The sequence below is a fragment of the Bifidobacterium sp. SO4 genome (genome assembly GCF_018555355.1).
Lineage (GTDB): Bacteria > Actinomycetota > Actinomycetes > Actinomycetales > Bifidobacteriaceae > Bifidobacterium > Bifidobacterium miconisargentati.
On record NZ_JAFEJP010000012.1, the window covers coordinates 77,973 to 92,707 of the forward strand.

At 64.9% G+C, this 14,735-nt stretch carries 12 protein-coding genes and 1 tRNA gene; 12 read left to right on the forward strand and 1 reads right to left on the reverse strand.

The annotated features are described in order from the left end of the window. Nucleotides 1-12 precede the first annotated feature (12 nt). Together pth and mfd are read left to right on the forward strand one after the other, a co-directional pair. Entirely contained in the window at nt 13-612 is a 600-nt protein-coding gene (pth, locus tag JS536_RS08635; RefSeq protein WP_214303676.1) for an aminoacyl-tRNA hydrolase, read from the forward strand. Between the two features lie 97 nt (nt 613-709). Continuing rightward, nucleotides 710-4,285: a transcription-repair coupling factor gene (gene mfd, locus JS536_RS08640; protein WP_214356607.1), complete on the forward strand. Its 3,576-nt coding sequence runs from the start codon at nt 710-712 to the stop codon at nt 4,283-4,285. Between the two features lie 234 nt (nt 4,286-4,519). Here mfd and JS536_RS08645 read toward each other — a convergent pair whose 3' ends face one another. After that, nucleotides 4,520-5,809, reverse strand: a complete 1,290-nt coding sequence (locus JS536_RS08645) for a hypothetical protein (protein WP_214356600.1) — start codon at nt 5,807-5,809, stop codon at nt 4,520-4,522. A 616-nt stretch (nt 5,810-6,425) separates the two neighbouring features. Here JS536_RS08645 and JS536_RS08650 point away from each other — a divergent pair. The 10 genes from JS536_RS08650 (at nt 6,426) to greA (ending at nt 14,559) form a co-directional block, all read left to right on the forward strand. Then, nucleotides 6,426-7,277: an aldo/keto reductase gene (locus tag JS536_RS08650; RefSeq protein WP_240544336.1), complete on the forward strand. Its 852-nt coding sequence runs from the start codon at nt 6,426-6,428 to the stop codon at nt 7,275-7,277. Nucleotides 7,278-7,439: 162 nt separating this feature from the next. After that, nucleotides 7,440-8,738, forward strand: coding sequence for a phosphopyruvate hydratase (gene eno / locus JS536_RS08655; protein WP_214303673.1), 1,299 nt, complete (start codon nt 7,440-7,442; stop codon nt 8,736-8,738). A gap of 100 nt (nt 8,739-8,838) precedes the next feature. After that, nucleotides 8,839-9,435, forward strand: a complete 597-nt coding sequence (locus JS536_RS08660; protein WP_214356602.1) for a septum formation initiator family protein — start codon at nt 8,839-8,841, stop codon at nt 9,433-9,435. Between the two features lie 59 nt (nt 9,436-9,494). Continuing rightward, complete coding sequence (locus JS536_RS08665; protein ID WP_214303671.1) at nt 9,495-10,061, forward strand: DUF501 domain-containing protein; 567 nt, start codon at nt 9,495-9,497, stop codon at nt 10,059-10,061. A 34-nt stretch (nt 10,062-10,095) separates the two neighbouring features. Further along, on the forward strand, nt 10,096-11,097 hold the full coding sequence (locus JS536_RS08670) for a Ppx/GppA family phosphatase (RefSeq protein WP_214303670.1): 1,002 nt from the start codon (nt 10,096-10,098) through the stop codon (nt 11,095-11,097). A gap of 32 nt (nt 11,098-11,129) precedes the next feature. Next, a tRNA-Leu gene (locus tag JS536_RS08675) sits at nt 11,130-11,209 on the forward strand. Between the two features lie 184 nt (nt 11,210-11,393). Next, entirely contained in the window at nt 11,394-11,987 is a 594-nt protein-coding gene (locus JS536_RS08680; RefSeq protein ID WP_214356603.1) for a cadmium transporter, read from the forward strand. Between the two features lie 7 nt (nt 11,988-11,994). After that, entirely contained in the window at nt 11,995-13,455 is a 1,461-nt protein-coding gene (locus tag JS536_RS08685) for an L-serine ammonia-lyase (RefSeq protein ID WP_214356604.1), read from the forward strand. A 96-nt stretch (nt 13,456-13,551) separates the two neighbouring features. Further along, on the forward strand, nt 13,552-13,959 hold the full coding sequence (locus JS536_RS08690) for an FKBP-type peptidyl-prolyl cis-trans isomerase (protein WP_214356605.1): 408 nt from the start codon (nt 13,552-13,554) through the stop codon (nt 13,957-13,959). 120 nt (nt 13,960-14,079) lie between these two features. Next, nucleotides 14,080-14,559, forward strand: coding sequence for a transcription elongation factor GreA (greA, locus tag JS536_RS08695; protein WP_109057184.1), 480 nt, complete (start codon nt 14,080-14,082; stop codon nt 14,557-14,559). Nucleotides 14,560-14,735 lie beyond the last annotated feature (176 nt).

Sequence of the window (14,735 nt, forward strand, 5' to 3'; positions counted from 1 at the left end):
AAAGGAGCGGATATGGCATCGGATTTCTGGCTGATCGTGGGCCTGGGCAACCCCGGCAAGAAGTATGAGGACACCCGGCACAACATGGGCTTCATGACCGCCGACCTGCTGGCCGAACGCTGGTCGGTGAACTTCGCCGACCACAAGGGCCTGGCCATGCTCGGCAAGGGCGCCATGAACCTCGAGAGCCGCACCGTCAAGTTCTTCCTGGCCAAGCCGCTGACCTACATGAACGACTCCGGCAACGCCGTGGCCTCCATCTCCGCCTACTACCAGATCGAGCCGGACCACATCGTGGTGATTCACGACGACATGGACCTGGAGTTCGGCCGCATCAAGGTCAAGGCCGGCGGCTCCGCGGGCGGCCACAACGGCATCAAATCCATCGACCGGTCCCTCGGCACCCCGAAGTACGCGCGCGTGCGCATGGGCGTGGGCCATGCCAAGCGCGGCCCCAACGCGCACGACAACACCGTGAACTGGGTTCTCGGCGGCTTCGGCCCCGATCAGCGCAAGCAGCTGCCCGAATTCCTCGCCGACGGCGCCGACGCCGCCGAAGACATCATCTTCAAGGGCCTGGCCAAGACCCAGGAGATGTTCAATGGCCGCTGACGCCGCATCCGCTTCCGCCGCCGCATCCGCCGGTGCCGGCGCCTCCCGTGCGGCCGAGCCGTCCACCGTTGCATCCGCGGCGCTGAACGGCGAACCCATCAACGGTTCGCTCACCGGCATCCTGCATGATCTGCTGCGCGACCCCGCCTTCCGCAGGGTGGCGGCCGGCGACGTGCAGCCCGGCGAGGAGGCCGCCGTCGACCCGTCCATCACGGTCGGCATCCCCGAAGGCCTGCGTCCGGCGCTCGCCGCCGCCATCGCCCAAGGCATCGGCGGCCATGACCCCGCCGATGGCAACGACCGCGACGCCGCCGGCAAGCCCGTGGTGCTGGTCGTCGCCTCCGGCCGCGAAGCCGAGGAAACCGTGGGCGCGCTACGATCCTGGTATGACGGCGACCCAAACGACATCGCCCAGCTCGAGGCATGGGAGACGCTGCCGCACGAGCGCCTGAGCCCCCGCGCGGACACCGTGGCCAGCCGCATGGCCGTATTCCGTCGACTCAAGCACCCCAGCGCCACCGACCCGATGTTCGGCCCGATCCGCATCCTCGTGATGCCCGTGCGCTCGCTCATCCAGCCCGTGGTCAAGGGCCTGGGCGACGTGGAACCGCTCGTCTTCACGACCGGCGAGGAACTGGCGCTCGACGAGGCCGCCAAACGCCTCATCGAGAACGCCTACACGCGCGTGGACCTCGTGATGGATCGCGGCGAATTCGCCGTACGCGGCGGCATCCTCGACGTGTTCCCGCCCACCGCGCCGCACCCGGTGCGCATCGAGTTCTTCGGCGACGAGATCGATACCATCAAGGAATTCCACGCCTCCGACCAGCGCACCTACGGCAACGGCATGAAGACCATCTGGGCCACCGCCTGCCGTGAACTGCAGCTCACGGACGCCGTGCGCAAACGCGCCAAGGCCCTGATCGGCTTCATCCCCAACGCCGAGGACATGCTCGAATCCATCGCCAACGCCATTCCGGTGGAGGGTATGGAGTCGCTGATGCCCGCGCTCGTGGACCATCTGGAGCCGGTGAGCTCCATGCTGCCCGCGAACGCCGTCATCATGCTCAGCGACCCCGAAAAACTGCGCCGCTCCGCCGAGGACCTGGCCAAGACCGCCAACGAGTTCCTCGCCGCCAGCTGGCATGTGGCCGCGTCCGGCCATGGCGCCGGCGCACCCATCAGCTTCGACGAGGCCAGCTTCCTGGACTTCGAGGAGACCATCAGCTCCCTCGAGTACTCCGAGCATGACGTGATCCGTCTCACCAGCTTCGGCGTGGACGCCACCCTGCCCGGCCATGTGCAGCTCGACGCGCAGAACCCGGCCGAATTCCGCGGCGACGAAGCCAAGGCCACGCGCGGCATCGAAGGCCTCATCGACGCCGGATTCGCCGTGACCATCACCGCGGCCGCCGCCGGCACGCTCGCAAGACTCAAGCGCGCCATCAACACCACCGGCATCGCCACGTTCGACACGATCCGTTCCCGCGCCATCGACGGATTCGTGGACAAGGTTGCCAAGATCGCGCTCCTGACCGAACGTGACCTCACGGGCCGCACCTCGGCCGTGGCCGTGGCCAAGACGCCGAAGCGCCGTCGCAAGGCCATCGACCTCATGGAGCTCAAGGCCGGCGACTACGTGGTCCACGAACAGCATGGCATCGGCCGGTTCGTGGAGATGCGCCAGCGTACCATCGGCACCGGCGCGAACCGCACCACCCGCGAATACCTCGTCATCGAATACGCGCCCTCCAAGCGCGGCGCTCCCGCGGACAAGCTGTTCATCCCCACCGACCAGCTCGACCAGGTCAGCAAGTACATCGGCGCCGAAGCCCCGAAGCTCAACAAGCTCGGCGGCTCCGACTGGGCGGCCACCAAGGCCAAGGCCCGCAAGCACGTCCACGAGATCGCGGACGACCTCATCAAGCTCTACTCCGCCCGCCAACGCGCCCGCGGATTCGCCTTCAGCCCGGACACCCCGTGGCAGAAGGAACTGGAGGACGCCTTCCCATATCAGGAGACCGCCGACCAGCTCACCACCATCGACGAGGTCAAGGCGGACATGGAGAAGCCTGTGCCTATGGACCGCCTCATCTGCGGCGACGTGGGTTTCGGCAAGACCGAAATCGCCGTGCGCGCCGCCTTCAAGGCCGTGCAGGACGGCAAACAGGTGGCCGTGCTCGTACCCACCACGCTGCTCGTGCAGCAGCACTACGAGACGTTCACCGAGCGCTTCGAGGGCTTCCCGGTGAACGTGGCCGCCATGAGCCGTTTCCAGACCACCAAGGAGATCAACGAGACCATCACCGGGCTCGAAGAAGGCACGGTGGACGTGGTCATCGGCACGCACAAGCTCCTGAACCCCAAGATCAAGTTCAAGGATCTGGGCCTCGTGATCATCGATGAGGAGCAGCGCTTCGGCGTGGAGCACAAGGAGACCCTGAAGGCCCTGCGCACCAACGTGGACGTGCTCTCGCTGTCCGCCACGCCTATCCCGCGTACGCTGGAGATGGCCGTCACGGGCATCCGTGAGATGTCCACGCTGGCCACGCCGCCCGAGGACCGACTGCCGGTGCTCACCTACGTGGGGGCCTACGAGGACGCGCAGGTCACCGCGGCCGTGCGCCGTGAGCTGCTGCGCGGCGGCCAGGTGTTCTACGTGCACAATCGTGTGCAGGACATCTCGCATGTGGCGGACAAGATCCACACGCTCGTGCCCGAGGCCAAGGTGGGCATCGCCCACGGCAAGATGGGGGAGAAGCAGCTCGACCAGATCATCCGCGACTTCTGGCATCGCGACATCGACGTGCTCGTGTGTACCACGATCATCGAGACCGGTCTCGATATCTCCAACGCCAACACGCTGATCGTGGACCACGCCGACCGCTTCGGCCTCTCCCAGCTGCACCAGCTGCGCGGCCGCGTGGGCCGTGGCCGTGAACGCGCGTACGCCTACTTCCTGTACGATCCGGCCAAGCCGATGACCCAACAGTCGCACGACCGACTCGCCACCATCGCGCAGAACACCGCGCTCGGTTCCGGTTTCGACGTGGCCATGAAGGACCTGGAGCTGCGCGGCACCGGCAACCTGCTCGGTGACGAACAGTCCGGCCACATCGAGGGCGTGGGCTTCGACCTGTACGTGCGCATGGTCTCCGAGGCCGTGGAGAAGTACAAGGAACCCGAGGAGAACGTCGAACCGATCGCCGTGTCCGTGGACCTGCCCATCGAGGCGTCCATCCCGGTGGAGTACATCGACTCGGACAAGCTGCGTCTGGAGGCGTACCGCAAGCTCGCCTCCGCCCGCAACGAGGCCGACCTCAAGGATCTGCAGGAGGAGCTCACCGACCGTTACGGCAAGCCGCCGGTGGAATTCGAGACCCTGTTCGACGTGGCGCGCCTGAAGTTCAAGGCCCGCAAGCTCGGTGTCTCGGAGATCCTGGCGCAGTCCAACCGCGTGCGTATCGGCCGCATCGACCCGCCCGAATCCGTGCAGATGCGCATGGCCCGCATCTACAAGGGCACCCAGTACCGCCCGGTCACTCACCAGCTGCTGGTTCCGGCGCCCTTCAACGGCTCGCTTGGTCAGGGTCCGATGAGCTCCGATCAGATCGTCCTGTGGGCCAACCAGCTCCTCGACGACCTGGCATATCGTCCCCAGCCGCGCAAGTAGCCCACTCAATTCTGGCTCCCCTCTCTGAGGGGAGCTGTCCGCGGAGGCGGACTGAGGGGAGCTGTTCTCCGGAACCGCGGGAAAAAGTATCGGCTATGTTGGATGCGGACGCCCACGGTTTGTGAGAGCCGCTGCTCCACTACCCCTCAGTCACCTGCGGTGACAGCTCCCCTGACAAGGGGAGCCAAGATTGCTGCCGTGACAGAGCGCATAAGCAATGGGTTGGCTTAGCAATCAGTCAAAGGATCCCGCGTAATACGATTGATTGTTCGGACCGAGTAGTACGGGATAGGAACGCCAGTCTTCATAACCGTTTTCATCCCAATACTTGACCTGATCGGATGGAACCGGTGCTGTGGAACCATCCGGGTAGTACGTCCAGATACCGGTGCTGTCGTTTGTACCCATTCCAGTCCAACTGACGGTGCCGTCGGTGTTCTTACGGTACGTTCCGGGAACGTATGAAGCGATGGTGGAATAGGTGTCTTCCGGCGTGCTGGTCCCCACCATCTGTACTGTGCAATTAGTCAAAAGCTGGGGGTGCCCACCCATGGCGCCAGCGATGAAATCGGCCGCAATCGACGAGCAACGGCTGCCGTCCTCGGAATTCCACTTGGTCACGGCGGCCTCGACGGCGCTGCGTGCGGTGTCGAGCGTGGAGGCGGCCTGACTGAATTCCTTGGCGGTCTTGCCGGAATCGAGCATGCCGTTCGCGCTTTCCAATGCCTTGGACAGCGCATCGCGCACGGCCTGGTCGTCCACCTTGCCATCCGAAGAACTCAGCGTTGATGTCGCCGCGTCGATGGCGCTTTTGAGCTTGTCCTTCGCCTCCGCCAACGTTTGCTTCTGCTGGTCGGCGTCCTCCCCGGTCAGTGTCTTCTCGATCGCGGCGATCTCCCTGATCAGCGTCTCCGCGGTGCCTTGCGCGGTCTTCGGATCCGCCGAGCATGACATGACGCTCGCGTCCGCCTTCTCCTTCGCCTTGCCCAGCGCATCCGAAAGCGACGACGCGGCGGACGAATCGGAGCCGGCCGCGTCCACCGTCCGCTGGGCCTCGCCGATGGTCTTGCTCAGCTTCGTCTGCTCGTCCTTCAACTGCAGCACCGACTCCTGGCAGCTCGCCACGGCGCGATCATGTGCCATGCGGTACGCCACGAATCCACCGATCGCCGCCAGTATGATGACCGCGGCCGCAATCGCGCCGATGAGCACCACCTTCCGGTTCGGACCTTTGCCGTCCCCGGCTCCTCCGTCGACTGTCGCATCGCCACCGGACCTCTGCGACTCGTATGCGAGAGGCTGCTGGACTCCGGCAGGGGAGCCGCTGCCGGTCGCACCGGTCGCGACGTCGGGCAGCGCGGTGGTCGCGGCTTCCGGCAGCGGCACCGGCGGCACGGTCCCGCCAACATGCGCAAGCGCCTCGGGTGGTAGCGCCCGCCCGCATTTCGCGCAGAATTTACCGCGGCCGGTCACCTCCGCGCCGCAATTCGGGCAGTGGATCACTTGCCTTTCGTCGTTACCCATAATCTATCCTCACCTCGCTGTCCTGACGGCATCTACCGTACGCTCTTGTTCCGCACGGGGGTGCACGGGCTTCAACCGTGGGACGAAGCGGCGATTGTTATGTTTTGCGCCTTTCATCCCGCGGCCCCATTACCTGGCGAAAACACGAAAATCAAGAAAATAGCTTGTTCCCAACGGTTTCATGCCAGGCATGCGTGGTACGAAACCAATATAAGACGGTTGAAGTGCGTATCATCCCACGATGGTGCGGGACAAAGACGCCGTTCGTCGGATTATCCCGCATTGGCCCGCGTTGCGTCCGCATATCGAGCGGCATGTGGCCATGTTCCGGGATATGTGCGATTCGATGCAAAGCCCGCCCGGATACGGGTCTGGGGCCGGACCTTGCCTTGGCCTCCGACGGACAATCGGGCACGGGCGTTGCCTCATACAGCCGATGCGCCCGGTGCTGTCCAGCGGCGGGGTTTAAGTGACGGATATGACTGAAGTTTCCGCAACCGTCGCAGACGACGCTTCCAATGCAACCGGATCAGCCGGCGCGAATGCCGCGGCCGCGACGCCCGTCGCGCCCCGCGACACCGGCACCCTCGCCGGGTTCACCATCCCCCGACTCGGCATGGGCACCATGGCTCTCGCCATCGAAGGCCGTCCCGAGAGCCGCGATCAGGCCATCGAAACCATCCATGCCGCCCTTGACGCCGGCGTGCGCTACCTCGACACCGCCTGGTCCTACTATCTGCCCAGCAAGCCCGGCACCGGGGAGCCGGAGGACATGGGCTACGGCGAATACCTCGTCCGCGACGCCCTGGATTCATGGAACGGCCCGAAGGACGAGGTGCTTGTGGCCACCAAAACCGGCTGGCTGCGCACGCTGGACGAGCGTGGCCATTACGGCTGGCAGGCGGATGCGCGGCCCAAAACCATGATCGCCAATGCCAAGGAATCCTGCCAGCGTCTCGGTGTGGACGCCATCGACCTGCTCTACTCGCACTGCAACGACCCGCAGGTACCCTACGAGGATCAGATGGGAGCCCTGAAGGAGCTCGTGGACGCGGGCGTGGCCAAGGCCGTGGGCATCTCCCGCGTGGGCAACGAGGAAATCGGCCTCGCCCGCGAGATTCTCGGCGACCGGCTGGTGGCCGTGCAGAACCAGTTCTCGCCGGTCTACCGCGACCCGGACGGCACGATGGATACCTGCGAGCGACTGGGGCTGGCCTTCGTCTGCTGGTCGCCGCTCGGTGGGTTCCTCGACCCGTTCAACGAACATTGCTTCGACCGTTTCCGCGAGGTCGCCGCCCATCACGGATGCTCGTACCAGCGGGTCACGCTGGCCTGGGAACTCGCCCGGTACCCCCGCCTGTTCACGATTCCCTCGGCGCGCAATCCGCAGGAGATCGGGGATTCCTTCCAGGCCGCGGCGCTGGACCTCAGCAATGAGGAAATCGACTACCTCAACGGGGTCGCATAGCGGCGTCGCATGGATGCGCGGACGTGTGACCGGGCGGCTATCGAACGGGACATCACAAGAATGTGAGCGTTCACACCATTTTTGGGCGTGTCGTTCACAACGTCCACAAATCGCACTATTCTTAGGACTGTCATTAGATACACAACCGTTTAAGGAGTAGTTGTGGCAGCAATTGAAAGCGTGTACGCGCGTCAGATTCTCGATTCCCGTGGCAACCCGACCGTCGAGGTCATCCTCGACACCGAGGACGGCGCCCAGGGTCGTGGCCTGGTTCCGTCCGGTGCTTCCACCGGTGAGGCCGAGGCTTGGGAGCGCCGCGATGGCGACAAGTCCGTCTACGGCGGCAAGGGCGTTCTGAACGCGGTCAAGGCCGTGAACGAGGAGATCGCTCCGAAGGTCATCGGCATGGATGCCGCCGACCAGCGCGCTCTTGATGACCTGATGATCGAGCTCGACGGCACCCCGAACAAGGGCAAGCTGGGCGCCAACGCCATCCTGGGCGTCTCCCTGGCCGCTCTGTACGCCTCCGCCGAGTCCGCCGGCCTGCCGCTGTACCGCTACATCGGCGGCACCAACGGCCACATCCTGCCGGTCCCGAACATGAACATCATGAACGGTGGCGCCCACGCCGACTTCGCCACCGACATCCAGGAGTACATGATCTCCCCGTACGGCTTCAACACCTACTCCGAGGCCCTGCAGGCCGGTGTCGAGGTCTACCACACCCTGAAGAACGTCCTCAAGAAGGAAGGCCTGAACACCGGCCTCGGCGATGAGGGCGGCTTCGCTCCGAAGATGAAGTCCAACAAGGACTCCCTGAACTACATCATGGACGCCATCTCCGCCGCCGGCTACGAGCCCGGCAAGCAGATCGGTATCTCCCTGGATGTGGCTTCCTCCGAGTTCTACAACAAGGAGACCGGCAAGTACCACTTCGAGGGTGACGACCGCGACTCCCAGTACATGCTCGACTTCTACGAGCAGCTCATCGAGGAGTACCCGATCGTCTCCATCGAGGATCCGTTCCAGGAAGAGGGCTGGGAAGACTGGACCGCCATCACCAAGCTGCTGGGCGACCGTCTGCAGTTCGTGGGCGACGACCTCCTGGTGACCAACCCGGCTCGTCTGGCCAAGGCCATCGAGCTCGGCGCCGCCAACTCCCTGCTGGTCAAGCTGAACCAGATCGGCACCGTGACCGAGACCCTCGACGCCATCGAGCTGGCCACCACCGCCGGTTACACCTCCATGGTCTCCCACCGTTCCGGCGAGACCCCGGACACCACCATCTCCGACCTGGCCGTGGCCAAGAACACCCGCCAGATCAAGACCGGTGCCCCGGCCCGTGGCGAGCGCGTTGCCAAGTACAACCGCCTGCTCGAGATCGAGGAGGAGCTCGGCTCCACCGCTCAGTACGCCGGCTACAGCGCCTTCAAGGCCTGCAAGAAGTACCTGGCCAAGTGAGCACGAGGAACCGAAAACGCCCGTGAAGGCGTGAGGTTCCGGTGAATCCTGATACCCGTCGCATCCGTTCGGTCGAATGCGACGGGTATTTTCGTATGTCATGAGCAAGCAGTCCCGAGCCGGCAAATCCGGCACAGCAAAAGCCAAAAAGAGGCGGAACGGTGCGGGACCCATCGCCTTCTTCGTCTCCCTGTTCATCGTGGCCCTCGGCACCATCCAACTGGTCGCCACATTCCACACCTACGCGCTGAACCTCGCCGAACTCAACGGTCTGAAGCGCGAGGAGGCGTCGCTGATCGCCAAGAAACAGGAACTGGAAAACGACATCAAACGCTGGAACGACAAAGCCTACATCACCGCCCAGGCCCGCGAACGCCTCGGCTTCGTGTTCCCCGGCGAGCAGGCGGTCCGCGTGCTGCACCCGGAGGCCGTGACCGGCACCGAGACCGGTTCCGAATCGTCCGACTCCTCGTCCAGCTCGGACAAGAACGTCCTGCCGTGGTACAGCGAGCTGTCGTACGCCTTCAAAAAGGCCGACGAACCCGTGTCCGACACCAAGTCCGGCGCGTCCGACGGTTCGTCTTCGTCGGACTCGTCTTCGTCAGATACGTCCTCCAAATCCAATAAGTCCAAGTCCGATTCGTCCGGGCAGTCCGCCGATTCCGGCACGGGCGGCACCGACCAGAGCGGACAGTGACCCCCGCATTCTTTCCATCGCACCAACCATCATCGACCATCAGGGGAGGAAACCCAACCGTGACCACCGACATCACCGCCAAGGCCGTGTCCCTCGTTGACGCCGTGCTCGCCGAACCCGCGAACGACCATGACATCGATCTGGTCCAGCGCCAGCTCGGCCGTTATCCGCGAGGCATGGTGGCCGTGGGCGCCCGATGCGTGTGCGGCCGTCCGCTGGCGGTGATCACCCGCCCGGTGCTGCCCGGCGGCATCCCGTTCCCCACCACCTGCTATCTGACCGGCCCGGAAGCCGTCAAGGCCGCCTCCCATGTGGAGGCCGCGGGCGTGATGCAGCAGTACAACGACATGCTCGCCGCCGATGAGGAGCTGCGCGCCGCCTACGCACGGGCCCACGAACTGTATCTGGCGTTCCGCCACGAACTGGCCACCCGACTCGGCGACAGCGAGGAGCACATCGAGGGCACGTCCGCCGGCGGCATGCCCGTGCGCGTCAAGTGCCTGCATGCCCTCCTGGCCCAGTCGTTGGTCATGGGCCCCGGTGCGAACCCGATCGGCGACATGGTGCTCGAACGTGTCAAGGACGAGTTCGACCCGTCCGTGTGCCGCTGCACGCTGGAAGACTGAAACCGTCCATCGACTGGACCCGAAGGAGAAGGCAATGAGCAAGGAATCCGTGACCGTGGCCGGCATCGACTGCGGCACCAACTCGATCAGGTTGAAGATCGCCCGTGTGGACGCCGACGGCATGCATGAGGTGGTGCCGCGCATCCTGCGCGTGATCCGACTCGGCCAGGACGTGGACAAGACCCACCGTTTCGCCGACGAGGCGCTGGAACGCGCCTACGTGGCCGCCCGTGAGTTCGCCGGCGTGCTCGCCGAACACCCGGTGGACGGCCTGCGCTTCGTGGCCACCTCCGCCACGCGCGACGCCGAGAACCGCGAGGAGTTCGAGGACGGTATCGAATCCATCCTCGGCGTGCGCCCCGAGGTGATCCCCGGCACGGAGGAGGCCGACCTGAGCTTCCTCGGCGCCACCTCCGTGGTCAACCGCGGCGAGCTCAAGGCCCCGTACCTGGTGGTCGACCTGGGCGGCGGCTCCACCGAGCTCGTCATCGGCGGCGACGGCGTGCACGCGCCCGCCACGCAGGTCCAAAGCGCCTTCTCGATGAATATCGGTTCCGTGCGCATGACTGAACGACATCTCAAGACCGATCCGCCCACCCAGGCGGAGATCGACGCCGCCATCAAGGACGTGGACGAGCATATCGACGAGGCGTTCCGTACGGTGGATGCCGGCAAGGCGCGCACCATCATCGGCGTGTCCGGCACGGTGACCACCATGACCGCCCTCGCCCTCGGCCTGACCGAATACGACCACACCGTGGTGGACGGCCATCGCCTGAGCCTTGAGGACGCCTACGCGGTGGACGACAAATTCCTCAACATGTCCCGCGCCGAACGCCGCGAATACAAGACCATCCACCCCGGCCGCGTGGACGTGGTGGGCGGCGGCGCCGTGGTGTGGAACCGCGTGCTCGCCAAGGTGAGCGAGGCCGCCGCGGCCGACCACGGCGAGGCCATCGACTCGTACGTGGCCAGCGAACACGGCCTGCTCGACGGCATCGTCCTCGACTACGGACGCCGCCTGCTCGCGCGATAGCGTACAATGAAACGGTTGGCCCACGGGCCAACGCCTCCATGGCGAAATTGGTATACGCAGTCGACTTAAAATCGATCGCTTCGGCTTGCGGGTTCGAGTCCCGCTGGAGGCACTTTCACAGAGCGTAGGAATGGTTGGAAGCCTTATGCGAGTAGGATCGGAAGGCTTCCCGTTGTCCGCGGATCGCTATCTTATCCAGAAGAATATGGGCAAAATGTGGGCAAATTCTCGAAACATAACCCCGTTACCCTGTTCTTCGTCGTAATCGCATCCGAACCCGAAACGAGGCAAATCCCATGGCTTCACGCTGGACCGAAGTCGAACGAGTCGAACAGGGCGCACTGCCCACCATGCTCGCGCAGGCGGTCATCGCCGGCACCGCGCTGACGGTCGGCGCCATCGCCTGCTCCGGATTCTACCTGTCCATGATCGCCGACCCGAAGACCGGCAGCCCCGTGGTGGCCCTGGTGCCGTGGATGGCCGTGACCGTGCTCATCGCCGTCGTGTTCTCCTATGTGGTCGGCTTCGCGTTGCTGTGGTGCGCCGAATCCTTCACCAACCGTATGAAGGAAACGTTCAAACCGTGGGCGTACGCCGTGGTGGGACTCATCGGATACGCCATCTGGGGCATGTTCGTGATGGGAACCACCATGAACTCGCTCGACCAGGCCGTCAACGGCGTGGTGCTCGCCAACCAGGACATCCTGGCCCTGACCGCCAACTACGCCGTCTTCGGCTTCATCGCCTTCCTGCTGGCCCAGGCGTACGGTGCCAAGCTCGCCACCCGCAAGACCGCCGTCGTCGCGCTGCTCATCGTCCAGATCGTGCTGGCCGTGTTCGGCGGCATCGTGCTGTTCATGATCTTCGGCCAGATTCCGTCCACGAAGTAGGTACGCCATGTTCAGTGTGCTTGACATGTTCACCATCGGCGTGGGGCCGTCCTCCTCGCACACCGTGGGGCCGATGGTCGCCGCGCACGCCTTCGTCGCTGCGCTGGAACGCGACGGGTTGACCGCACGCACCGCCCGCGTCAAGGTCACGCTCTACGGCTCGCTGGCCCTGACCGGACTCGGCCACGGCACCGACCGTGCCGTCATGGCCGGGCTCGAAGGCAACGTGCCCGCCACCGTGGACACGCAGCACATGCTCCACATCCGCGAGACCGCCGCGCTGGACAACACCATCAACCTGGCCGGCACCACGCGCATCGGCTTCGACTACGAGAAGGACATGGTCTTCGAGATGTGGAAGCGCATGGCTGCGCACCCCAACGGCATGCGGTTCCAGGCCTTCGACGCCGCCGGCAGCCTCGTGGACGAACAGGTCTGGTACTCCATCGGCGGCGGCTTCATCCGCCAGGGCAGCCCTGACGACCTCATGATCGGCATCCACGACCGTCCGCCGGCGGGCACCTCCTTCGCCGACGAGGACGAATCGGCCTCCACCGACTTCGGTCCGGAGACGCCCTACCCGTTCTCCTCCTGCGCCGAACTCGTGGCACTGTGCCGCGAACACCACATGAGCATCGCCGAACTGGTCTGGGCCAACGAGACCGCCACCCGGTCGGCCATCCAAGTGCGTTCCACCATCGACAACGTATGGCGCGTGATGCGCGAATGCGTCAATCACGGCTGCACCTCCGGCGAGAAGACGCTGCCGGGCGGCCTCGAGGTGCCCCGCCGCGCCCCGCGCATGTATCAGCGCCTCGCCTCGAACTCGGACGTGCTGCGCCGCGACAGCCGACGCAAGGACGCCGTACTGGAATCCTCGGACGCCGCATGGGTGGACCTGTTCGCGCTCGCCGTCTCCGAGGAGAACGCCGGCGGCGGTCGCATCGTCACCGCCCCCACCAACGGCTCGGCCGGCATCATCCCCGCGGTGCTGCATTACTACTGGCACTTCGTGGACGACGCCAATGAACAGGGCGTCGTCACCTTCCTGCTGACGGCCGGCGCCATCGGATACCTGTTCAAGCGCAACGCCTCGATCTCCGGAGCGGAGGTCGGCTGCCAGGGAGAGGTCGGCTCGGCCTGCTCGATGGCGGCCGCCGGACTCGCCGCGGTGATGGGCGGCACGCCGGAACAGGTGGAGAACGCGGCGGAGATCGGCATCGAGCACAATCTGGGTTTGACCTGCGACCCTGTGGGCGGACTGGTACAGATCCCGTGCATCGAACGCAACGCCATGGCCGCCAACACCGCCATCAACGCCGTGCGCATGGCCATGCTCGGCGACGGCTCGCACATCGTAACCCTCGACCAGGCCATCGCCACCATGAAGCAGACCGGCGAGGACATGATGGCCAAGTACAAGGAGACCTCCAAGGGCGGCCTGGCCGTCAACGTCGTGGAGTGCTGAGCATCGCTCGCCCGGTGTGTCGCCAGGCGCGAAAGGCTCGACGCCAATCGCGCGGAAGTGCTATTGTAGGGCGCATTGTGTCGTAAAGGAGGACCAATGGCAGATCAGATGCCCAAGGTAAACGCCGAATTCGGTACCACGCCCGTCATCGAATTCCCGACCGAGGAAGCCCCGAAGGGCCTCAAGGCCGTGGAACTGACCGAGGGCGACGGCCCGATCGTCCGCCGCGGCGACACCGTGACCGTGAACTACCACGGCGTGGTGTGGGGCAAGGACACCGCCTTCGATTCCAGCTTCGAGCGCCACCAGCCGGCCAGCTTCTGCATCGGTGTGGGCCAGGTCATCAAGGGCTGGGACCAGACCGTGCCGGGCCACAACGTGGGTTCCCGCCTCGTGGTGTCCATTCCGCCGGAGTACGGCTACGGCTCCCGTGGCGTTCCGCAGGCCGGCATCGGCGGCGGCGACACGCTGGTGTTCGTCATCGACATCATCTCCACTCGCTGACCTTCCGCGTCAAGCGGACCAGCAGTGACGAACGCCGGGGTAGAAGCCGGCGTTTTGTTATATGTGCACGTCAATGTGAAACGTTGAATACTCGCCGAATACTTATCAGAGGAGGACAACATGGCTGAGGATAAGGTCTACCTGCTCACGCAGGAAGCGTACAACAAGATGAAGGAAGAGCTGGCCCACCGCGAGGGCGAGCTGCGCGAGGAGATCGCGCACAAGATCGCCGTGGCCCGCGCCGAGGGCGATCTGTCCGAGAACGGCGGTTACCAGGCCGCCCGTGAGGCCCAGAGCAAGAACGAGGGCCGCATCGCCGAGCTCACCGTCAAGCTGCGCGATTCCAAGATCATCGAGAACGCGCCGGAAGGCACCGTGGGCAACGGCTCCGTGGTGACCATCGACCTCAACGGCAACGAGATGACCTACGTGCTCGGCACCCGCGACATCGTCTCCGGCACCGACTACGACATCATGACCCCGGATTCCCCGATCGGCCAGGCCATCCAGGGCGCCAAGGTCGGCGACGTGGTCTCCTACACCGCCCCCAACGGCCGTCAGCTGTCCGTGACCGTCAAGGCCGCCAAGCCGCTGGCCTGATTGCGATCAGCACGTTATGCATTTGGCTCCCCTCTCTGAGGGGAGCTGTCGGGCGGATTCTAGTGGTGGTTGCAACACCTGTGTTGCTGTTTGATTTGGTGGTGTGATCGTATCATGCGGCGTTAATCAGGTCGAGGATGGCCTCGGAGGGTTTCCGGAACCCGAGCGTCTTGCGC